The sequence below is a fragment of the Paenibacillus glacialis genome, assembly GCF_001637205.1.
GTDB classification, from domain to species: Bacteria; Bacillota; Bacilli; order Paenibacillales; family Paenibacillaceae; genus Paenibacillus_AQ; species Paenibacillus_AQ glacialis.
The window spans coordinates 218324-240260 of sequence record NZ_LVJH01000002.1 but is presented as its reverse complement, the minus strand read 5'-3'; the positions used below and the strand labels follow the sequence as shown (position 1 = coordinate 240260).

General features: G+C 40.6%; 20 protein-coding genes. 11 read left to right on the top strand and 9 right to left on the bottom strand.

Annotated features, from left to right (window positions below):
- Positions 1-73 precede the first annotated feature (73 nt).
- A complete protein-coding gene (locus PGLA_RS01570; RefSeq protein WP_068527698.1) occupies positions 74-778 on the top strand; it encodes a queuosine precursor transporter in 705 nt (234 codons plus the stop codon).
- Positions 779-959: 181 nt separating this feature from the next.
- On the opposite strand, the gene PGLA_RS01565 is transcribed toward PGLA_RS01570, so the two are convergent.
- Positions 960-2048: a M24 family metallopeptidase gene (locus tag PGLA_RS01565; RefSeq protein WP_068527694.1), complete on the bottom strand. Its 1089-nt coding sequence runs from the start codon at positions 2046-2048 to the stop codon at positions 960-962.
- Between the two features lie 152 nt (positions 2049-2200).
- Between PGLA_RS01565 and PGLA_RS01560 the strand changes: the two genes are divergently transcribed.
- The 3 genes from PGLA_RS01560 (at position 2201) to PGLA_RS01550 (ending at position 5272) form a co-directional block, all read left to right on the top strand.
- Positions 2201-3040, top strand: a complete 840-nt coding sequence (locus PGLA_RS01560) for an SDR family oxidoreductase (protein WP_068527692.1) — start codon at positions 2201-2203, stop codon at positions 3038-3040.
- 34 nt (positions 3041-3074) lie between these two features.
- Positions 3075-3578: a GNAT family N-acetyltransferase gene (locus PGLA_RS01555; RefSeq protein ID WP_068527690.1), complete on the top strand. Its 504-nt coding sequence runs from the start codon at positions 3075-3077 to the stop codon at positions 3576-3578.
- A gap of 95 nt (positions 3579-3673) precedes the next feature.
- Positions 3674-5272, top strand: a complete 1599-nt coding sequence (locus tag PGLA_RS01550; RefSeq protein WP_068527687.1) for a copper amine oxidase N-terminal domain-containing protein — start codon at positions 3674-3676, stop codon at positions 5270-5272.
- Positions 5273-5408: 136 nt separating this feature from the next.
- Here PGLA_RS01550 and PGLA_RS01545 read toward each other — a convergent pair whose 3' ends face one another.
- Positions 5409-6173: a YwaF family protein gene (locus PGLA_RS01545; RefSeq protein WP_068527685.1), complete on the bottom strand. Its 765-nt coding sequence runs from the start codon at positions 6171-6173 to the stop codon at positions 5409-5411.
- A gap of 289 nt (positions 6174-6462) precedes the next feature.
- On the opposite strand from PGLA_RS01545, the gene PGLA_RS01540 reads away from it, so the two are divergent.
- The 3 genes from PGLA_RS01540 (at position 6463) to PGLA_RS01530 (ending at position 11110) form a co-directional block, all read left to right on the top strand.
- Entirely contained in the window at positions 6463-9324 is a 2862-nt protein-coding gene (locus tag PGLA_RS01540) for a 2-oxoglutarate dehydrogenase E1 component (protein ID WP_068527683.1), read from the top strand.
- Positions 9325-9354: 30 nt separating this feature from the next.
- On the top strand, positions 9355-10662 hold the full coding sequence (gene odhB, locus PGLA_RS01535) for a 2-oxoglutarate dehydrogenase complex dihydrolipoyllysine-residue succinyltransferase (RefSeq protein WP_068527680.1): 1308 nt from the start codon (positions 9355-9357) through the stop codon (positions 10660-10662).
- Between the two features lie 127 nt (positions 10663-10789).
- A complete protein-coding gene (locus PGLA_RS01530) occupies positions 10790-11110 on the top strand; it encodes a rhodanese-like domain-containing protein (protein ID WP_068527677.1) in 321 nt (106 codons plus the stop codon).
- A gap of 84 nt (positions 11111-11194) precedes the next feature.
- Here the strand turns inward: PGLA_RS01530 and PGLA_RS01525 are convergent, their stop codons facing one another.
- The 3 genes from PGLA_RS01525 to PGLA_RS01515 all read right to left on the bottom strand — a co-directional run bounded on the left by PGLA_RS01525 (position 11195) and on the right by PGLA_RS01515 (position 13096).
- Complete coding sequence (locus PGLA_RS01525) at positions 11195-11383, bottom strand: hypothetical protein (protein WP_068527674.1); 189 nt, start codon at positions 11381-11383, stop codon at positions 11195-11197.
- Between the two features lie 164 nt (positions 11384-11547).
- Complete coding sequence (locus PGLA_RS01520; RefSeq protein WP_068527671.1) at positions 11548-11886, bottom strand: hypothetical protein; 339 nt, start codon at positions 11884-11886, stop codon at positions 11548-11550.
- A gap of 238 nt (positions 11887-12124) precedes the next feature.
- Entirely contained in the window at positions 12125-13096 is a 972-nt protein-coding gene (locus PGLA_RS01515) for an RluA family pseudouridine synthase (RefSeq protein WP_068527668.1), read from the bottom strand.
- 181 nt (positions 13097-13277) lie between these two features.
- Between PGLA_RS01515 and recQ the strand changes: the two genes are divergently transcribed.
- Positions 13278-15143, top strand: a complete 1866-nt coding sequence (gene recQ, locus PGLA_RS01510; RefSeq protein ID WP_068527665.1) for a DNA helicase RecQ — start codon at positions 13278-13280, stop codon at positions 15141-15143.
- 18 nt (positions 15144-15161) lie between these two features.
- A complete protein-coding gene (locus PGLA_RS01505) occupies positions 15162-16937 on the top strand; it encodes a B12-binding domain-containing radical SAM protein (protein ID WP_068528349.1) in 1776 nt (591 codons plus the stop codon).
- Positions 16938-17020: 83 nt separating this feature from the next.
- Here the strand turns inward: PGLA_RS01505 and PGLA_RS01500 are convergent, their stop codons facing one another.
- Genes PGLA_RS01500 through mnmL form a run of 4 tightly spaced genes read right to left on the bottom strand, consistent with a single transcriptional unit; the run spans position 17021 to position 20541 of the window.
- Positions 17021-17944, bottom strand: coding sequence for an alpha/beta fold hydrolase (locus PGLA_RS01500; RefSeq protein WP_211269482.1), 924 nt, complete (start codon positions 17942-17944; stop codon positions 17021-17023).
- Between the two features lie 53 nt (positions 17945-17997).
- The gene (locus tag PGLA_RS01495) at positions 17998-18966 is read right to left on the bottom strand and encodes a type I phosphomannose isomerase catalytic subunit (RefSeq protein ID WP_068527659.1); all 969 of its coding nucleotides are present in this window, start codon (positions 18964-18966) and stop codon (positions 17998-18000) included.
- A 38-nt stretch (positions 18967-19004) separates the two neighbouring features.
- Positions 19005-19586: a tRNA 5-(aminomethyl)-2-thiouridylate-methyltransferase MnmM gene (mnmM, locus tag PGLA_RS01490; protein ID WP_068527656.1), complete on the bottom strand. Its 582-nt coding sequence runs from the start codon at positions 19584-19586 to the stop codon at positions 19005-19007.
- A 1-nt stretch (position 19587) separates the two neighbouring features.
- Positions 19588-20541, bottom strand: a complete 954-nt coding sequence (gene mnmL / locus PGLA_RS01485; protein WP_068527652.1) for a tRNA modification radical SAM protein MnmL/YtqA — start codon at positions 20539-20541, stop codon at positions 19588-19590.
- Positions 20542-20780: 239 nt separating this feature from the next.
- Between mnmL and PGLA_RS01480 the strand changes: the two genes are divergently transcribed.
- Positions 20781-20966, top strand: coding sequence for a hypothetical protein (locus tag PGLA_RS01480; RefSeq protein WP_068527649.1), 186 nt, complete (start codon positions 20781-20783; stop codon positions 20964-20966).
- 223 nt (positions 20967-21189) lie between these two features.
- Positions 21190-21930, top strand: a complete 741-nt coding sequence (gene trmB / locus PGLA_RS01475) for a tRNA (guanosine(46)-N7)-methyltransferase TrmB (RefSeq protein ID WP_068527646.1) — start codon at positions 21190-21192, stop codon at positions 21928-21930.
- The last annotated feature ends 7 nt before the right edge of the window (positions 21931-21937 follow it).

Genomic DNA, 21937 nt, shown 5'->3' with positions numbered 1-21937 from the left:
TGTTTTGATCGTTGTAGACGTTCGAAACCGCGGTTCGTAACCATCCCGCGTATCAAAACTAGGAGGATTAATCATGTTTAATTTTGGATGGGGCATTGTATATGTGCTCGTCAACTTTTCGCTTTTCCTGCTATGCTACCGCCTTTTTGGTAAAAAAGGTCTCTATGCATGGATTGGGGTTGCCACGGTAATTGCTAATATTCAGGTAACCAAAACGATTGATATGTTTGGCATCGTTATGACTTTAGGCAACACGATGTATGTGAGTCTATATATGACTAGCGATCTGCTAAATGAGAGATATGGTAAGGAAGAAGCTCGTAAAGCTGTCTGGTTCGGCTTCTTTACCTTATTAATGACAACAGTCATTATGCAGATGGCACTTTTCTTTACTCCGTCAGCTGGAGATTTTGCTCAAGAACCTCTGGAGAAGATCTTTGGACTTATGCCAAGACTAGCTTTGGGTAGTCTTACCGCATACTTCGTAAGTCAGTTCCTCGATGTGAGGTTGTACAGCTGGATTCGCAAGTTCTATCCGAAGCCTGAGCATTTCTGGATACGTAATAATGGAAGTACGATGATCAGCTCTTTTGTGGATACATTAGTCTTTTGTTTAATTGCCTTTTCAATACCTGATTATGGATGGAATGTCTGGGTAGAAATATTATTAACTACTTATATTATTAAGTTTGTATTAACTGCTGTGGGAACGCCATTTCTATATAAGGCTAGAACCTTTAAATTTGCCGATGAAGAGTCATCGAGTTATATAGATTGAACTAAAGACGAACCCTTATATTCATGATCTTCTTTAGAAATGATTGAAGTTGTGAGCGCAAACTTTAGTTCAATCTATATAGTTATGCAACAAAAAGGATGTCCTTTGCGCCAATAATATGGCAGTAGGACATCCTTTTTGTTGCAAAATAATAAAGTGAAAGGCTCACCCTTCTTTATTATTATCCTACAATAGTCAGCTCTTTAGGAAATGAGGTTAGCACTTCGACACCATCTTCAGTTACGACAATATCGTCCTCTATTCGAACGCCACCTAATCCAGGAACGTAAATGCCTGGCTCTACCGTAAATACCATACCAGATTGAACGAGATCCAGGTTATTACCATGAATGGATGGATACTCATGAACATCCATACCTAACCCGTGACCAAGACGATGCATGAACTGGGGACCGTAACCTGCACGTTCAATCACGCTACGAGCGGCTTGATCAACAGATGCCAACGTTACGCCTGGTCTGATGGATTGAATACCTTGAAGATTCGCTTCAAGAACAGTATTGTAAATAGTGGATTGCTCTTTATTTATGTTACCGACAGCAAAGGTGCGTGTAATATCAGAGGCGTAACCATTCGCAAATACCCCCATATCGAACATCAGTAAATCACCGTTCTGAATTTTCCGTTGCCCGGGAACCCCATGAGGGAGAGCGGTATTGGACCCAGAGAGTACCATGGTATCAAAAGAAGGGCCGTCTGCGCCAAGTTTCTTCATAAGATACTCGAGCTCAGCGACCAGCTCGATTTCAGTTACACCCACCTGAACTCGAGTCAACCCTTGACGAAGTACTTCTTCAATCAAGTGAATCGCATGCTTCATTCGAATAACTTCTTCAGGTGTTTTCTGCACTCTCAAGCTTTGGAGAACAGGGCCAATATCTTGGTATGATTGTGCTTCTAGGGATGCTTGAAGAAGCTCAAACCGTGAGACAGTAAGCTGATTCTTTTCAATACCAAGAGATGTGATCGTCCCCTTTAAGTGTTCTTTTAACAAATTGTAAGGGTGATCTGTATCTGAGTGGGTTATGATGTTCTGGACAGAGGATGCCGCAAGGGCAGCTTCAGCATCTAGTGCAGGCACGATTAACACCGGTTCCTCACCTTGTCTAAGGGCTAATCCTAAGAAACGTTCGTGAGGGTCACTTGCGAACCCTGTTAAATAGTACACATGTTTAGGGTCTGTAATAATCAGGGCTTCAAGACCCATTTCCTGCATAGAGGTATCTAAGCGGTTTAATCTTTCATTCATCGATATGTTCAATCCTTTCCGAATTCGGTATCAAGCTTCGTTGTGAACTAATATATATTATAAACTTCTACTTACGAATGAGAAAGTGAAGTCATAACTCTACATAAGATGATTAGAGCAATATGTGAATTATAATAGGAGGGAATGAACTTATGAGAGATAAAATAGTTATGGTAACCGGCGCTAACTCAGGTATGGGACTGGCTACTTCAACAGAACTAGCACGAAGAGGTGCTCGCGTTATTATGGTCTGTAGAAGTGAGGAACGTGGCAAAATAGCTATTGAAGAAGCTATGAGACAGAGTGGATCGCAGAACATGGAACTCTTGATCGGTGATTTAGGAGATCTAGATAGTATTCGCAGGTTAGCAGCTGAATATAAGTCCAGATATCAGGTATTAGATGTACTCATTAATAATGCGGGTGTCGTATCCTTGAAGCGTAAATTAACGAAGCATGGTTTTGAAATGCAGCTAGGGATTAATCATCTCGGTCATTTTTTACTAACAAAATTGCTGTTAGATAGACTTATGTTAGCAGATCAAGGAAGAATAGTGAACGTATCTTCAGGTGCATATAAAGTGGGGAAAATACATGTTAACGATCCTACATTAAAGAAGAGATATAATATAGCTAAAGGTTATGCGCAATCTAAGCTTGCGAACATTCTGTTCACCAAACAGATGGCTGTTAAGTTGATCGGAACACGTGTGACAGCTAATTGTTTGCATCCTGGAGCCGTTGTAACGAACTTGGGTGTTGATCGTAACACAGGATTCGGTAAACGTGTGTATACGCTCCTGCGCCCATTCTTTCTATCTCCAGAGCAAGGATCTCAATCAGCACTATATCTGGCTACAGCACCTGAAATCTCTGAGGTGAGTGGTGAATATTTCTATCGCCAAAAAATTCAGACACTCACACCACGTGCAAACAATATGGAGGATGCTCAGTGGTTGTGGGATTGGAGTGAGAAACAAGTTGGGCTTTAACTACCTATGACTATTAGACTTCGGAGGAATAGAGATGAGATTACAAGAATATTGTATTGATTATGCCCAGATAAGTGATTTGTCAGCGATCGTAGCAATTTATAACTCAACAGTTGCAGGAAGGATGGTTACGGCAGATTTAGAACCAGTAAGCGTAGAAAGTAGACTAGCATGGTTTCATGAACACAATGATCATCTTCGACCACTATGGGTGATGAGGTCGGAAGGCAACATTGTGGGATGGATGAGCTTTCAATCCTTTTATGGAAGGGCAGCTTATGATGGAACCGCAGAGATAAGTATTTATGTGTCAGAAGATTACCGTGGAGCTGGAGTCGGAAGCATCCTTGTGGAGAAAGCTATTGCTGAATGTCCACGGCTTGGGGTAAGTAATTTAGTTGGTTTTGTATTCGGACATAATGATGGGAGTTTACATTTACTATCGAAATTTGGATTTAAACAATGGGGTTTCCTTCCGGGTGTTGCTACATTAGACAGTGTAGAACGGGATTTAGTTATTGTGGCATTAAGAGTATAGAGAGAACACATATATATTTATCTTTACAGATCTGCTCCTCACTGGCATACTAGTGAAATATATTCCAATATTTATACGAAAAAGGGGAGTAAATAATGAAACGAATGAAAGTTTTATTGGCTGCATTTCTAGTGTCTATGCTTGTTATATTAGCTGGATGTCAATCTGTTGGAGGTTTGGATATTAGTAAGACTCTAGCAGATAATCTTACAGTTAAATCTTCAGAATCGAAACAAACACTGTCACTTGAAATTGTTCCTTCAGGCACGCAGATGAGTGAAGAAGAAAAAGAAATGCTTGATCTTATAAACTCATTTTCATTAACAATTGACCATGCTATGATGCAAGATGCATCAACGGGTTCTGTAGAGGGATCATTAAGTTTAGATGGTAAAAAGTTACCGTTCCACGTATCCGTTGATAAGAAGAATCTTATATTGTGGGTAGAAGGAGCTAAACAACCGATTTCTATAGCTCTTGACACATTGTACTCTGGTTATGGTGTAGATGCTGCTAACCTACAACCAACGACAGAACAGTCCCAACAATTAATTAAGAATGTAGGAAAGTTCTTATTTAAGAATGTATCTAACCCAGCATCTATTTCTGTATCTTCTGTGACAGACACTGTATATGGTGAGTCTTTGAGTCTTCAGAAGCTTCATGTAGATATTCGTGGAGATGAATTGGTAGGTCTCGCTAAATCCTTCCTAACAAGCGTATCCAAGGATAAGGAAGGTGTCAAAGAATTAATAAGTACGTTATATGATGTATACTATCCTATATTTAAATCGGAAGTAGACACTTTAAACGAATTAAGTGACATGGGTAATGTGGATGAAGAAGTGCTTCCTTTTGGTTTAGGTACATTGAATAGCGTTATCGATGACAAAGAAGCGGCTGTTATTTACTTGACGAATCAATTACAAAAAGCGTTGAATGAATTCCTTGTTGATTATGATAAGGACGTAAATGAAATGTTCACTGATACACCGGAATTGAATGAATTGTTTAGTAAAAATACGGTGTTAGCTATGGATTATATGTTCGATAAGAATCTAAATGTACGTAAGCAAAACATTGATCTTACGGTTCAGATTCCAACAACAATAGAAGCTCCTATTAAGCAAATCAAGGTTCATTCTACAAGCGAAATATGGAACGTTAACAAGGCAATTAGTGCGAATATCATTGACATATCTAAAGGGTCCCTTGCAATAGATTTGCTCAATGCGAATAAAGTGACACCTGGAACCATGTTGCGTAATTTTGATAATCAATCCGAAGCTTATCGTTTCATCAAAGAGGATATGGGTGTTACTCAGAAATATATCTATATGAATACCTTAGTAGATGAAGATTACGATTGGTACTACGGTTATGCTCTTCCTATTGATGTTAATAAAACGAAGATGGTCCCTCTTCGATATGTTGCTGAACAGCTCGATGCAGAATTGAAATTGGACGCTTCAGGGAAGCAAATTACAATTATTGATGATCTAACGGGATCGACAATTGTTCTTAAGAATGGCTCCAATCAAGCACTTGTGGATGGGAAAGTAGTGAAACTCACAGAGCCTGTCATGAAGCATGATGGAACATATTATGTACCACTTCATTTCATAGCGAAAGCTTTAGGTTCTACAGTGCAATGGGATAATGATAGTAAATCCATCTTGATAGAACGTAAATAGTCGAGCGGTAGAAGTTTTTTGTAATAGTAATTCAGCTTCTGGATTAGAATGAAAAAGGTTGAGTAGGGGATACCCTACTCAACCTTTTTTTCATGCTACGATCTTTTGAATCTCGGTAATATGCTCTAGCTTTAGCTTATAGATAAGATTTTGCTTTTGAAGTGTTTTTTAGAGAATATTGCTTCCACCAACTAGGTAATACGAAGAATAACAGGTGCAGTAGGGTGAAGAAAAGAAGCGCAATACCTTGTTCAGACAATAAATAATAGGGATGGGGACCTAACCAATCAAGAATGGATGGCGTAAGTGGCTTATGCATCAAGAACATGTAATTAGAACCTATGACATAATTGATGAATCCAACGATAATGGCAAGAACGTTTAAGAAAATCAAGGCGATTCCGATCGATTTCCAGGTAGGTCTGTAATTTTCAATCCATGACATATATAACGCTGAAAGGATAATACCAATATGAGCGATGAAGAATTGTAGAAAGCGGAAATGTGGATATGTATAGTCTAAGCTTGGTGTGAGTACAGCTTGTAGCGCTCCGGTAATTCCTGCGAAAAAAACAATAGAATACAATAAACGGCTTTTAGTAAGAAGCATCATAATGGCTAGTAACAAAGTTATACTACATAATTCAAGGGGCAATGATGTTTGGATACTCCATACTCCTTGTGAGACATACCATAGGTTGAGTGAGATTTCTGACATGATCAATATCCCAATAATGACATAACGAATAGTTCGTTTTGCTGAAGCATTTCTTTGAATGGCGAACCTTAATTTGAACATCAAGAAGGATAGAATAATCAGTATTGCAATCTGAATGAGATGAGCTATGGAGTATGCATGGAAAATGTAAGGACTGTGATAGTCAAAAAAAGAGGATATCATTGAACTTCTCCTTTCAAGGATAGTATTGAATATAGGGGATAAAGGGTAATACTATTATATTAACAAAAATCTGGATGATCCATTGAGGAGTTTTTTAAACAGCATCTTTTCGCCATGAATCTCTAGATAAGATATGCGATCGATCTGTTTATTAGATCATAACTATATGAAAAGGCTATTTCAGGTATTGTGTACAAAGGATTATAATAGAAGAGATCAAAGAAGTGAGATTTGAGAAAGTCTTATTAAAAAGTAACTATTATAGCTCAAGACGGAGGTATATCCGACAATGATAACGAATAAGCAACAGACTAGCGATCCTTGGCAAACTTATTACGGCCCCAATCTTGGTTATGTACATGAACAATATGATCGGTATTTAAGCAATCCTACTTCAGTAGATGAGACTTTCCAACATTTATTTGGTTTGTGGGGAGCACCAACTTCCATATCTGACGAAGATACAACGCCCAAAGCACCAAGTGATCGTATATCTTGGGACAGGAATCTGTTGAAAAAGGGTGTAGACGCTGGGAAACTTGTTTGGAATATTCGTGCCTATGGACATTTAGAAGCAAACATCGATCCACTAGGACTCCGTCCAGCATCCGATACAAGATTGCTTCAACCTGAACGCTATCATTTGTCGCAGGAAGATTTAAAAGCGTTTCCATCTTCCTTAATTTGGCATAATGCACCTGAGGATGTACCTACAGGGTGGGATGCCATTGTGCGACTTCGTGAATTATATACAGGCACTATAGCTTATGAATTTAGTCATGTGCATGAAGAGGAAGAGCGGGTCTGGCTAAACCGTCAAGCCGAAGCTCCATCTTCTGGACTAACATTAGAGGAACGTACAGCATTACTAGAACGATTACATCAAGTAGAACAATTTGAAGAGTTTCTTCATCGTACATTCGTTGGGCAGAAGCGTTTCTCTATTGAGGGGAATGACGTTCTCGTTCCGATGCTTGATGAAATGTTGCGCCAAATGATAAGTAGTGGTGCGGAGCATATCTTGATGGGGATGGCGCATCGAGGAAGATTGAACGTATTGGCGCATGTACTAGGTAAGCCATATCAAAATATTTTCTCGGAATTCCATCATTCACCGAACAAAAAGTTGATTCCTTCAGAGGGTTCCACAGGTATCAACTATGGTTGGACCGGTGATGTTAAATATCACTTAGGAGCCAAACGTCTTTTAAAAGAAGGCAATGAGCTTGAAGCGAAAATTACTTTAGCGAACAACCCGAGTCATCTTGAATTCGTGAATCCTGTTGTAGAAGGCTATGCACGTGCAGCTCAAGAAGATCGGGGACAACGTGGATATCCTAAGCAAGATGTGAATAAAGCAGCAACGGTTCTCATTCATGGGGATGCTGCTTTTCCAGGAGAAGGAATTGTTGCAGAAACACTGAATTTCACTAAATTGTCAGGTTATCAGAATGGTGGAACCATCCATATTATTGTGAACAACAATTTAGGTTTTACAACCGAGAGCAAAGATTCTCGCTCTACGCATTACGCTAGTGATTTAGCAAAAGGATATGAAATTCCGATCATTCATGTGAATGCGGATGATCCTGAAGCTTGTATTGCGGCTATGCGTATGGCTAGTGAATATCGTAATCGCTTTAAGAAAGACTTCCTGATTGATCTTGTAGGGTATCGTCGCTATGGACATAATGAAACGGATGATCCAGATACGACGCAACCATTGATATATCAAAAAGTTAGAAATCATGAACGTGTGAGTAACATTTACGCTGCTAAGTTATCCAAAGAAGGTCGAGTTACGGAAGAACAATCAGAGCAACTCAAGCAAGGTGTCATTAATCGCATGAAGGATGCTTATGATCTAATGAAACGTAATGATGTACAGAATGCTGCTCAGCAGAGTATTGCTGTACTTGTATCTGATGTGGCACCACCAATATCCACCGCAGTATCATTGGATAAGCTTCAAAAAATCAACAAAGAACTTCTGAAGCGTCCTAAGGGATTCACAGTTTATCCGAAGTTGCAGCGTATACTTGAACGTCGTTATACTTCCCTGGATGAAGGGGAAAAGGTAGATTGGGGACTTGCTGAAACGTTGGCGTTCTCAACGATTCTTTCGGATGGTAAACCTATTCGTATCAGTGGCCAAGATGCGGAACGCGCAACATTTGCGCATCGTAATTTAGTGTTGCATGATCCGCAGACGGGTGCTACGTATTGTCCATTGCATGCACTGCCACAAGCGAAGGCTTCCTTTGCTATTCATAATAGTCCATTATCTGAAGCGTCGGTACTAGGATTTGAGTATGGATATAATGTCTTCTCACCGGAGACTATGGTCATCTGGGAAGCACAATATGGTGATTTCTCTAACTGTGCTCAAGTGATTATGGATCAGTTCATTTCGGCGGGACGTTCCAAATGGACTCAGAATTCAAGTCTAATTATGCTACTACCTCATGGATATGAGGGCCAAGGGCCTGAGCACTCTAGTGCGCGGCTTGAACGTTTTCTGCAATTAGCAGGAGATGATAACATGACTGTAGCGAATCTAACTAGTGCTGCACAATACTTCCATTTGTTGCGTCGTCAGGCATCCCTAACCGAGACGGAAGAAGCAAGACCACTCATCATCATGTCTCCGAAGAGCTTGATACGTAATCCAAGAGTAGGTTCTTCTAGAACTGAATTCAGTGAGGGAGCGTTCAAACGAGTATTGGAGCAGATGGGATTAGGAGAAAAACCTGAAAGTGTAGAACGCTTACTACTATGCTCCGGTAAAATTGCCGTTGAACTAGAAGAAGCATTAGATGCTGAAGAAGATAAACGTCCAGATTGGTTGCATATTGCACGTGTAGAACAACTATATCCATTCCCTGAGAGTGAATTGAAGGATATACTAGGTCGGTTAACGAATCTTAAAGAGATCGTGTGGGTACAGGAAGAACCTCAAAATATGGGGGCGTGGCGCTATATTGATCCGCGTATTCGTGCTATTGCACCTGATGGAGTCTCTGTCACTTATAATGGTCGTCCTGAGCGTTCGAGCACGGCTAGTGGTTATCAGAAGGTTCATATTTTTGAACAACAACAGATTATTTCATTGGCACTTCGCTTACAACAGGCTACTAAACAGACGAACTAAATCGAATATATCCATGAGGAGGTAGAAGACTTGAATAATATTACTGTACCCGCAATGGGAGAATCCATTACCGAAGGAACGATATACAAATGGCATGTGAAAGAAGGGGATCCTGTTAGCCTTGGGGACGTACTTCTTGAGCTTGAGACAGATAAAGTCAACTTAGAGATTAGTGCCGAGCAAGATGGGTTGCTAGAGAAAATTCTCAGACAAGAAGGCGATACGGTCCAGATTGGTGAGGTCATTGGTCGAATCCAATCAGGTGGAGAAGCAGCGAATGTTGGAAACAATTCTTCTAAGGAGCCTGCTCAGGTTGAAGTCAAGAAACAGCCTGCTGTGGAGCAGAAAGCTTCTGCAGTGGCTACGATTACACGACCTGAACAACCTTCAGCATCTGAAAGTGCAGCATTCTTAGCAGCCTCACCTTCTGCTCGGAAATTAGCACGTGAACGTGGAATTGATCTAGAACAAGTGCAGGAGCGAGATACGAAGGGACGTATCTATCAAGAAAATGTTCGTAATCACTCAGAAGCATCGAATGATCAGGTGAAACCTTCCTCAAATGGACAAGATAAAGTTAATAAGGTAAGTCCTCCAGCGGTGGTAGCAAACAAGCAGGAGTTGGTTGAGAACTCCAAACCTACAGTACGCGAGCGGATGTCACGTCGTCGTGCAACGATTGCGAAACGTCTAGTAGAAGCTCAAAGAACAGCAGCGATGTTAACGACATTTAATGAAGTAGACATGACTGCCATTCTTGATATTCGCAAGAGACGTAAGCAAGCTTTTCAAGAGAAACATGATGTGGGTCTAGGGTTCATGTCGTTCTTTACGAAGGCTGTTGTGGGTGCATTGAAAAAATTCCCTCTTCTTAATGCTGAAATTGATGGAGAAGATATTGTTGTTAAGAAATACTACGATATTGGAATTGCTGTCTCAGCCAAAGAGGGATTGGTAGTACCTGTTGTACGTGATGCTGAACGTTTAGGTTTTGCCGAGATTGAGAGACAAATCGGTGAGTTAGCTGGAAAAGCGCGTACGAACACATTGAATATCTCGGAACTGCAAGGGGGTACCTTTACAATTACTAACGGAGGGATATTTGGATCCTTGTTATCTACACCGATTCTTAATACACCTCAGGTTGGTATTCTAGGTATGCATAAGATTCAACTACGTCCGATTGCAATTGATCAGGAGAAAATGGAAAATCGTCCGATGATGTATATTGCACTTTCCTATGATCATCGTATTGTGGATGGTAGTGAAGCTGTGCGCTTCTTAGTTGCAGTGAAAGAAATGCTAGAGGACCCTGAATCCTTACTACTTGAAGGATAATAGCAATTATAGAGAACATAACGAGCAGGCCATACGTGGTCTGCTTGTTTTATAATCAGAAGTACTTGTGTTACCATAAGAATGTAGACATGTTGTGATGAATCTGTAATTAAAGGGAGTGACATATATGAATAATACACCGGTAAATGAATTGGATGTTGAACAAGTTCAGGAAATGATAGCTAAGGGTGAGAAGATTAATATTATTGATGTTCGTGAAGATGATGAGTGGGAATCAGGACATATTACAGAAGCGAAACATATTCCACTTGGGACGCTAACAGAACGTCATCAAGAACTTGATCCTGATCAGGTGACGATCATGGTATGTCGTAGTGGTGGTCGTAGTGCCAGAGCTTGCGAATATCTTACTCAACAAGGTTATCAAGTGATAAATATGTCGGGCGGTATGTTAGCGTGGGATGGACCAGTCGCATATGGTAAGTAAGTACACTTAACACAATAAAGGGCTACCGAATGATTTCGGTAGCCCTTTATTGTGAGATTAACATATTTAGAAGTGCGTAAGTATCTATAGGTGTTGTATGGGATTGGACTCATAATCATATGTTTTAGGAGATGAAGCGGAATCGTTCATTCTTTTAAGTTTGCGGATAATCTCTTTCTGCCATTTGAGATCTTCTATTTTTTTTGCGAAATTTAGTAGATCCAAATAGTCATCAATTTGCAAAGAGGCCTGCTGTGCCGATACAGTCTTCATATGTTCGACTCCTTTTCATCAAAGTGGATTCGAACATTATTGTACCATATTCATCTTCTAATTGATAATGTTTCTCAAATGAAATTAGAAAGTGATAGTATAGCTTATTAAATTCAGAAGTAACCCATAATGAGTCTGGCAGAGCAGTCAACTGCATGCCTATTTTAGTTATTTATGGCTCTAATTTTGTGATGAAGATTAACCCTCTGAAGTTTCAAATCCCACATTTTCTCCGTCAAACGCAGTTGCTCAGCGTCATCCTTCGCATGTTCCATTTGTTCAAATATTTCAAGAAGCTTATCGTTAATAGCATCGAATTCAATCCATAACACGGCTCTTTCCTCATCTTGAATGAGGGCCTGTAAGGCTTCCTCAGTAGTGCAAGTCAACTTAGTGATAATTTCTTCTTGCCACGAAAGATCTCCTATTTGCTTAGCATAATTAAGAAGATCCAAATAATCATCTGTCCACAATGAAGCATATAAAGTTGGAGTTATATTCATGATTAGGTATCTCCTTTATTTGAACTTGAGTTTATACCAAGTATTATACTGGGATTAATAAGAAAAGCAAGTGGTTTTAATTTTTTTCTGCATATGCTCATGTCCTGGTTTGATTTCATGAATGATGGATATAAATATTTTAGGAAATATATAAATAAAGAACCTGGTCTATACTTATCCAAGTAGGATGAATATAGACCAGGTTCTTGTCCTCATAGCATATAAATATGCTGCCTCGTTATGGGGTGGGAGCGTCTTTGAAAGGATTTTGGAATGTCTTGGGAATTTCTGTTTTAAAGGTCATGACTTCACCTGTTGTAGGGTGTTCAAAAGCTAATACTTGTGCGTGAAGACCAAGTCTTCCTAAGCTTCTGGTCTTTGCACCATATTTCTTATCACTAGCGATTGGATGACCAATATCCTCCATGTGTACGCGAATTTGATTCTTTCTTCCTGTTTCGAGATTCACTTCAAGCAGAGAGAAATAGCTATTGGTTTGTACTGTTTTATAATGTGTAATCGCTAGCTGGCCGTTATTGGGATGGGGACTGGAATACATTTTTAAGGTGCTACTTTCTTTCAGCCAGGATTTAATCGTACCCTCCGTTTTCTTGATTTTCCCTTCAACCAATGCAATATAAGTACGCTCTTTGACCATATCCTGCCACGAGTCCTGAAGCTTCTTCTTCACGTCCTCTTTCTTGGCGAACATCATAACACCTGACGTATCGCGGTCAAGACGATGCACGACAAATATACGGCTGCTTTGATTTTTTTCTCGGACATGTGCCGTTAGTTGACGATAAGCTGTGAGCTCATCTTCCTGCGAAGCAGCGACGGATAGTAACCCTGCCTCCTTGTATACAACGATAATATCATCATCCTCGTGCAGAATACGGAGCCCTACAAGTGGGGTTTCTTCTATAATCTTATCTTTAGAAACGGTTACTGTGTTGCCGGGCTGAAGTGGGAAATTATATGCAGTAACTGCTTTGCCATTCACAAAGATTTGTCCACGAGCTAACATAGATTTAACAGAGTTACGTCCGACTTTTGATAGCGTACTTAATAAAAATGCTAATAGTTCGGAGCTTTCTTTAACTGTATATTGTTTGTTATTAGATGCACTATCACGATGTGTTGCGTTAGATTTAGTTTTTTTATTAAAAGATTGTTGTTGGCCTTGGCCAGAACGCTGTTTATTCTTCATTTCATGAATTCTCCATCCTCATGTGGTTTCCTGTCCAATAATACCATGTGTGATGGTGCAATGCTACGATAGAGAAAGTCATATCACTCCACTTGGGTTGCTCATTCGATCAAAGCCCAGTAAACTTGTATTACAGATAGATTTATTATTGGTGTATTAAGTGTATTGAGGAGTATAAATGATGATAATGGAATCTATGACATTGGATCGAGCGCAGAATTATCTGCAGAAATATTATGGTTATCCGGATTTCCGTGAAGACCAAAGAAATATTGTCACAAGCTTACTAGATAGCAGAGATACATTAGGGATCATGCCGACAGGTGGAGGGAAGTCCATCTGTTATCAAATTCCAGCTTTGATGCTCCCTGGACTTACGTTAGTCGTATCCCCACTGATCTCGTTAATGAAGGACCAAGTAGATGCGCTCACTACAGCGGGCATTTCTGCAGCGTTCATTAACAGTACGCTTAGTGGAAAGGAAGTCAATGATCGAATCCGAGCCGCTGCACAGGGTGATCTGAAGTTGCTGTATGTTGCACCAGAACGGTTGGAATTGGATTGGTTTCGTGAACAAATGTCTTATCTTCCGATTTCTTGTATAGCCGTAGATGAAGCACACTGTGTATCTCAATGGGGACATGATTTCCGGACAAGTTACCTTTCGGTTGCTCCATTTGTAGAAGGGCTTTCTCAACGGCCTATTGTAGCTGCATTCACGGCAACGGCTACGCCAGAAGTTATGGACGATATTGTAAAGCTCTTGCGTCTTCAAGAGCCACAGGTATTCGTTACAGGTCTGGGACGCGATAATCTGGCGATGTCAGTACTGCGGGGTGAGAACAAGCGAGAGTACGTTATGACATATACGGCTGAGCATGCGCATGAGACAGGCATCATCTATGCAGCGACACGTAAAGATGTTGATCAATTATATGAACGTCTTCAGAGTGCTGGCATTGCTGTAGGTCGTTATCATGCGGGAATGAGTGATATCGAACGAGCAGCGAGTCAGGAAGGTTTCCTGTATGATGATATCCGGGTTATCGTGGCTACCAACGCATTCGGAATGGGTATTGATAAATCTAACGTGCGTTATGTAATCCACTACAGTATGCCAAAGAATATGGAAGCATACGTACAGGAAGCTGGCCGCGCAGGACGTGATGGTGAACCGAGTCAATGTATCCTGCTGTTCAGCGGTCAGGATATCATGACTCAAAAGTTTCTAATTGAGCAGAATCAACTAGATGATGAACGAAGACATAACGATTACCGAAAGCTACAGCAAATGTTAGACTATTGTTATACCAATCGTTGCTTACGTAATGCGATGTTAGATTATTTTGGGGAAGTTCATGAAGGCAACCCTTGTGGTACATGCAGTTCCTGTACGGATGAGAGGGAGCTTGTCGATATGACCATTGATGCTCAGAAGATATTCTCCTGCATCCATCGGATGCGTGAGCGGTTCGGTGTATCCATGGTTGCGTCCGTGCTCAAAGGATCTCGTAACAAGAAAGTATTGCAGTACGGTTTTGAAAGTTTATCCACGTATGGAGCGATGTCCAATCGGACTGAAAAAGAAATCTCTGAAGTGATCAACGTGATGGCTTCAGACGGTTATTTATCTCTCTCTGAAGGACAATATCCAGTACTAAAGCTTCAGCCTTTGGCTGGAGACGTACTGAAAGGCCAACGACAGGTCATGCAGCGAGTTGCACGTCCTACACGGACGAGTGGAATAGCTTCAGGAGGTTATGGTAGAACAAGAAGTCGAGATATTTCGCCTTCTGCGGTTAACGAGACGATATTTGAACAATTACGTCTCGTTAGACGTGAGCTAGCGGGTAAGGAACATGTACCTTCTTACATTATTTTTAATGATGCAACATTGCGTGAAATGAGTGTTGTATGTCCACAGACAGAGTCACAAATTCTGAATATAAAAGGTGTCGGAGAAGTGAAATTCCGTAAATACGGGAAGCCATTTCTTGATTTTTTTCAAAATCAGAATCATGACGAATACACAGATGATGATGAATAAAAGAAAGTTGTGTGAATGATGAAAGTCGTTTTGTCTACATTAAATGCCAAATATATTCATACGTCTCTTGCGATTCGATTGTTAAAAGCATATAGCGAGAAAGAGTTCGATATTGAACTTGCTGAATATACGATCAAAGACCCTGTGATGAATATTGTATCTGATCTATATCAAAGGAAGCCTGATGTCATTGGGTTCTCTTGTTACATTTGGAATATTGAAGAGACCATCAAGGTTGTCGATATTGTTAAACAAGTTATGCCTGAGGTAACCATTGTACTAGGTGGACCAGAAGTGTCCTATGATACACAACATTGGATGGAACGTATTAAGAACGTTGATCACATCGTTATGGGCGACGGAGAAGAGACGCTACACCACCTGCTACAGACCATCGAGGGTGATCGGAAATTCCATTTCGTATATGGTACATCCTACCGTAAAGGCGAGGAGATCATTATCAATCCTGGACGCCCGAAGATCGATTTAAATACGCTCCCGTCACCGTATCGATTCGCCGAGGATATCCCGGATTTAGGCAAACGTATTGTTTATTTCGAGACGAGTAGGGGATGTCCATTTAACTGCCAATTTTGCCTATCCAGTATTGAAGTTGGTGTACGTTATTATGATATTGAACGTGTGAAGTCGGATATTACGTATTTGATCGATCACGGTGCGAAGATTATCAAATTCCTAGATCGAACGTTCAACATTAATCGTAACTACGCTATGGAAATGTTTGAATTTATTATTGAGAACCATAGGGGATGTGTATTTCAGTTCGAGATTACGGCTGATATTATGCGACCTGAAGTGCTAGAATATTTAGCAGCAAATGCCCCTCCAGGGATATTCCGCTTCGAGATTGGCGTACAATCTACGAACGATGTGACGAATGAACTAGTTAAACGTCGTCAGAATTTCACGAAGTTATCTCGTACTGTTAATACAATTAAAGCCTCCGGGAACATCGACCAACATCTCGATCTTATTGCTGGATTACCGGATGAGGATTATGATACATTCCGGAAGACGTTCAATGATGTATTTGCAATGGAACCCGAAGAATTACAACTAGGATTTCTCAAAATGTTGCGTGGGACGGGACTACGAGTTGATGCGGACAAATATGAGTATAAATATATGGAATACGCACCTTATGAAATATTAAGTAGTAATAAGCTCTCGTTTGCTGATATTATCCACTTGAAACGACTTGAGGATGTTCTTGAGAAGTTCTGGAATGCGCATCGAATGGATCACACGTTGAAGTATCTTATGAAGAATGAATTTGACTCTCCATTTGATTTCTTCCAGGACTTCGGTGATTACTGGGAAGGACAAGGGTGGCAGAAGATAGGTCATCAACTAGAGGATCTGTTCTTACGTCTTCATAAGTTCCTTGAATTCCGAGGCGTTCGACGGATGGACGTTATATTAGGCTTGATGAAATTAGATTATTTCATGAATCACAAATATAAACCACGTACGATCTGGTGGGATGCACGATTAACCAAAGATAAATGGTCGGTATTCATGAAGACTCTTGCAGAACATCCAGAGCGAGTATCTGCCGAATTTGCAGCACTTCAGTTAGATGAGCGTGGACTACAGAAACATGCTGTGATGGATGTACTCCCATTCGATTTGGATGAGTTGTTGAAAGAAGATGACACGTCGTTATCCGACCGAAGTGATCAGCAGACCTTGTTGATTGTTCTATATCAACAAGATAAGACGGAGCGTCCACGATGGTTTACGTACAAGCTAGAACCAGCAGCATTGCTGTAAGCTACAAAAGAATCTTTTCTCGAGAATAATCAAAAGGCTATCTGGTCCGCAATGGACTAGATAGCCTTTTAGTTTGTTATTATTTAGGTGTGTCGTGCCAACCAATTGAGCAGATCAGATGTCACTTCGTCACGATTGGTTTCGTTGAGCATCTCATGTCTTCCACCAGGATACAGTCGGCACTCGACATCGCTTATCCCTAATTTAAGGTATATTTGATAAAGACGAGTGACGCCCTTCCCGTACGATCCAACAGGATCTTGATCACCTGCAAATAAATAGATCGGTTTGTCTTTTTGGATTTTACGATAACTGCTTGGTTTCTGAATGTCTCGTAATAATCCGAAAAAGTCACGAAAGAATCCAGCTGTACAGACCTCACCACAGTAAGGATCTTGTATATATTTATCGACTTCATCCTCATCACGAGATAACCAGTCGAATGGGGTACGAACAGGTGATATGTGTTTGTTATATCGTCCAAATACCAATGCATTTAGCAAGAGACTATGGTGGGGTGCACCTTGGAGTCTTATCTGAATCTGAGCTACACTCTCGGCTAAGCCTAGGTTTGAACGTGGGCCATTCGTCCCAGATAGGATAAAGCCTGAGTATTGTTCACTATGATGCTCTATGACTCGTTGGGTTAGAAATGACCCCATACTATGCCCAAATAAATAATGAGGTATACCATCATATTTATCTCTGAGTAAAGCACTCAGTTCTAGGATGTCATTGAACATTCCGTGAAAACAATCTTCCCCACAGTCTCCAAGATCTTCAATACTCTTGGCTGTCTTGCCATGTCCTCGCTGATCATGAGCGTAAACCCCATACCCTGAATCACAAAGAGCTGAAGCCACCCGCGAATAGCGGTCCGCAGTCTCGGCCATGCCATGGACAATTTGTACGACACCTTTTAATGGGACAGAGACCTCGGGAAGCCACTCGTAAATGTGAAGAGTCAACCCTTGACGATTCAATAACGTAAATGAACGCTTTTCCAACAAACGTCCCCCCTTACAATGACAATTATTAGTGCAGTTGAATACCTATACTATTAAGGAAGATAAGTCCGTAGAACAGTCGCGTTGCCCTCAAGTTCATAATGAAGTAAATTGGCAGGTAATAGGAAGCATTGTCCGGCTGTATAGTCTAACGATCCGCCTTCCCATTTCAATGCGCCTTGCCCTTCACAGATAACAAGAATAGCAAAGCTTGCAGGGGTAGTTGTCAACGACCAGTTGCCGGACACCACACCCTTCTCAACGATAAAATAAGGAGACTTCGCGAGTTCGAGCCATTCTCCTGGAACAACAGCGTCTGTCTTCATCATAGAAGCCCCTGAACCGCTATAAGCAATAACATTCAAGGAATCTTCAATATGCAAATCACGAGGTTTACCATCGAGTCCTGGACGGTTGTAATCATAGATACGGTATGTCGTGTCTGAGTTCTGTTGGATCTCTGCTACAAGTACGCCTGCACAAAGAGCATGAACCGTACCGGAAGGAATATAGAACGTATCACCTGCTTCTACAGGTACTTCTCTTAAACTGTCGGTAACTGTGCCATTAGTTAAAGCTAGTTGTAGACTTTCTCTTGTAACGCCTTCGTTTAATCCATATATGATTTTGGAACCTGGTTTTGCATCAAGTACATACCACATTTCAGTTTTACCCAGTTCGCCTTTTGGCAACCCATCATAATCATCTTTAGGGTGGACTTGTACAGATAAGTCATCATTACAGTCAAGTAATTTAATAAGTAGGGGGAAACGGCCATTCACTTCAGAAAAGCCTTTACTTCCAAGCCATTCTTTACCTAATTGCTCACGAATTTGATCTAGTCCAAGTCCAGCAAGCTCACCATTCATCACCTGGGTTGTGCCATTCGGATGATCTGCAATCATCCAACCTTCTCCAATATGACCTTCAGGCAAGTTGAGTCCGAATTGTTCTAGAGCTCTTCCTCCCCAGACACGTTCTTTGAATTCAGGTTGAAATTGTAATGGATAGGGTTTAATCATAATGTTGTCATCCTCTCGAGTGGTCTTAATTTAACAGCTTATTTCTTTTCTATAGCTATAGTAAAAGGCGCATCAGAGCGCTGTAGCTGTCGATAAATGATGGATTGTGCAACGGATTGTGGAATAGTAGAAGCCCATTCTTGTACAACTGTTGACTCTGTATCTCCTCCTGGATGTCCAGGATATAACACAATGGTTATAACGCCTCCTGGTCGAAGGAGCTCGAGGCTAGCCTGAAGAGCGGTTATGGTGCTGTCTGTCATCGTTATTATTTCTTTATTAGAGACACTTGATGGCAAATAACCAAGATTGAACATGATGGCAGCAAGTTTGCCGTGATCCGCTTGTGGAATGCTCGTAAGCATATCGGCATGGCTTTGAAGCATTAAGGTTACTGGCGATATGACAGACTGTACATGTTGATCTAGTCTTTGCTGGGTGAGGATAAGAGCCTCTTCTTGAATATCGAACCCATAGACATGTCCTTTGGGTCCGACTGTTTTTGCCAAGAATAGCGTGTCAGTACCAGTGCCCATGGTTGCGTCAATAGCGATTCCTCCATGCTGCAGTCGTTCGGTGACTAACTTGTGGGCAAAGCTAAGAACGGAGAGAAAGCCCATCTTAATTTTCCCCCCAATACTTACCTTGCCATGTATCCCTTGCTTTAAGCTCGGCGTCGAAAGCATTAAGAACTTCCCATTTCTTGGAGCTCCACATAGGTCCGATGAGGAGATCTCTTGGAGCGTCTCCTGTTAGACGGTGAACGATCATTTCAGGAGGTAAGATTTCTAAGGTGTCGACAATTAATTTAACATACTCATCCTTTTCTAAGAAGCGTAGCAAACCTGCTTCGTATTGCTTCACCATCGGTGTCTTACGCATCAAATGGAGCAAATGAATTTTAATACCTTGGACATCCATATTGCCTACCGCTTTACCCGTCTCTAACATCATCTCATGGCTTTCTTGAGGGAGTCCGTAAATGATGTGAGTACACACACGTATATTGTGCTTACGCAATTTAGTGACAGCTTCTTCATAGCAAGCTGTATCATGAGCACGGTTAATAAGTTCTGAAGTGGAATCGTGGATGGTCTGTAGTCCCATCTCGACCCAGAGATAAGTACGTTCATTTAGTTCTGCTAAATATTCTATTACATCGTCGGGAAGGCAATCTGGACGAGTAGCAATCGATAATCCAACAACTCCTGGTTGCTTTAGAATCACTTCAAAGTATTCTCTTAGCTCCTCAACAGGTGCGTAGGTGTTAGTGTAAGCTTGGAAGTAGCCAATGTATTGTGCATTAGGCCACTTTTGATGTTGTTTGTCTCGAATGGTATTGAATTGAGTGACAAGATCTTCACGTCTACTTCCGGCAAAATCTCCAGAGCCCCGTGCACTACAGAAGGTACATCCACCTTTAGCGATGGAACCATCACGGTTCGGGCAGGTAAATCCAGCATCAAGCATGACTTTGAATACTTTATCGTTAAACTGGTTGTGCATTTCGTAATTCCATGTATGAAATCTTTTATCTCCCCATAGTAACGGGTTAGCAATAGGTGAATGATTCATAGGTGCTCCTTTTATGAAATCCTTTGTATAAGACATACAGCAACTAGTATAACAAAAAGAAGGAAAAAAGTAATCTGAAGCAATATAAAACAGGCGGAAATTGGAGGGTTAGTCATTGAAATACCTTACATAATATGTTAATATTATATTTGACGTCAGACACCAATAAAGGAGATTTTTATACCTAGAATTCATAGTTCATGACGTTATGAAACATAATAATCCGTGAGGTGATTTGCATGAATTCAGTAGCTCAGCTTGATGGAAAGAATACGGTTGCAGTAAATTTGACTCCGGATGAAGCTTTAGCATTAACAGGTGTAGAATTTAACGGGAATCATGAAGTGAAAGCGACAGCTCAAAGAAAGATTCGTAACGCTTTTGAGAAGACATTCAATATTCAAAAAAATCATCCAACAGAGTAAAAAACATTAATTTGTTGGGACAAATTCCAAATATAACGATAAGGAATTTTGTAATTCCCTCTATTTTTGGGGAACAGAATTCCTTTTTTCTTTGAGTAAGAATAATAAGATGCATGAAAGACTCTTTACATTTGCTTAGAACTTCGGCACAATATTGCAATAGTGACTTTCGGGAATGATCTCTTGATATGAGTCCATATAGAAATGAAAGCGGAGTGAAAATATGCGTTTACGTGGTAGAAAAGGCATAAGAGAAAGTCTGGAAGAACAGAAAGAACTCGTTATTCTGAACCCTAAAGAGTATAAAGGAAAATGGTCATCCTTGTTTGGGAACGATAATCCTATCCATGTTGAGTTTGGAATGGGTAAAGGACAATTCATTAGCCAAATGAGCTTTAACAATCCGAATATAAACTTCATTGGTATTGATATGTACGATGAGCTGATTCGACGTGCTGCAGAGAAAGCCATGAATGTATGGTCAGAAACGGAATACACGCTTCCTCCAAATGTACGGTTGGCTTTTGCTAACGTAGAGTATGTAGATGAAATTTTTGAAGTAGATGAATTAGAGCGTGTATATCTTAATTTCAGTGATCCGTGGCCAAAAGCTAAGCATGGACGTCGTCGTCTGACACATCCACGTTTCTTAGAGAAATATGTGTCGCTTCTGAATTCGAATGGCGAAATTCACCTCAAGACTGATTCACAAACATTGTTTGAATTCTCATTGAACTCGTTTGCTGATTATGGATTACAGATGAATAACATTTCTCTAGATCTACATCGTGAAGGTCTTCCGGAATGGAATGTTATGACGGAGTATGAATCTAAGTTCGTAGGTAAGGGAATGTATATCAACCGCTGTGAAGTTATGGTTGGTGAACGAGCATTACAACGATACATGGATGAGCGGTTGAAGAAATACCGTCTTCAAGAAAATAAGCCATCCTTAGAGGTTTGATTTATGA

Coding starts and splice junctions, on each gene's coding strand:
- PGLA_RS01520 (WP_068527671.1), bottom strand. CDS start 11,886: ATGAATATAACTCCAACTTTATATGCTTCATTGTGGACAGATGATTAT.
- PGLA_RS01540 (WP_068527683.1), top strand. CDS start 6,463: ATGATAACGAATAAGCAACAGACTAGCGATCCTTGGCAAACTTATTAC.
- mnmM (WP_068527656.1), bottom strand. CDS start 19,586: ATGGGCTTTCTCTCCGTTCTTAGCTTTGCCCACAAGTTAGTCACCGAA.
- recQ (WP_068527665.1), top strand. CDS start 13,278: ATGATAATGGAATCTATGACATTGGATCGAGCGCAGAATTATCTGCAG.
- PGLA_RS01530 (WP_068527677.1), top strand. CDS start 10,790: ATGAATAATACACCGGTAAATGAATTGGATGTTGAACAAGTTCAGGAA.
- PGLA_RS01525 (WP_068527674.1), bottom strand. CDS start 11,383: ATGAAGACTGTATCGGCACAGCAGGCCTCTTTGCAAATTGATGACTAT.
- PGLA_RS01545 (WP_068527685.1), bottom strand. CDS start 6,173: ATGATATCCTCTTTTTTTGACTATCACAGTCCTTACATTTTCCATGCA.
- PGLA_RS01555 (WP_068527690.1), top strand. CDS start 3,075: ATGAGATTACAAGAATATTGTATTGATTATGCCCAGATAAGTGATTTG.
- PGLA_RS01480 (WP_068527649.1), top strand. CDS start 20,781: ATGAATTCAGTAGCTCAGCTTGATGGAAAGAATACGGTTGCAGTAAAT.
- PGLA_RS01505 (WP_068528349.1), top strand. CDS start 15,162: ATGAAAGTCGTTTTGTCTACATTAAATGCCAAATATATTCATACGTCT.
- mnmL (WP_068527652.1), bottom strand. CDS start 20,541: ATGAATCATTCACCTATTGCTAACCCGTTACTATGGGGAGATAAAAGA.
- PGLA_RS01565 (WP_068527694.1), bottom strand. CDS start 2,048: ATGAATGAAAGATTAAACCGCTTAGATACCTCTATGCAGGAAATGGGT.
- PGLA_RS01515 (WP_068527668.1), bottom strand. CDS start 13,096: ATGAAGAATAAACAGCGTTCTGGCCAAGGCCAACAACAATCTTTTAAT.
- trmB (WP_068527646.1), top strand. CDS start 21,190: ATGCGTTTACGTGGTAGAAAAGGCATAAGAGAAAGTCTGGAAGAACAG.
- PGLA_RS01550 (WP_068527687.1), top strand. CDS start 3,674: ATGAAACGAATGAAAGTTTTATTGGCTGCATTTCTAGTGTCTATGCTT.
- PGLA_RS01560 (WP_068527692.1), top strand. CDS start 2,201: ATGAGAGATAAAATAGTTATGGTAACCGGCGCTAACTCAGGTATGGGA.
- PGLA_RS01495 (WP_068527659.1), bottom strand. CDS start 18,966: ATGATTAAACCCTATCCATTACAATTTCAACCTGAATTCAAAGAACGT.
- PGLA_RS01570 (WP_068527698.1), top strand. CDS start 74: ATGTTTAATTTTGGATGGGGCATTGTATATGTGCTCGTCAACTTTTCG.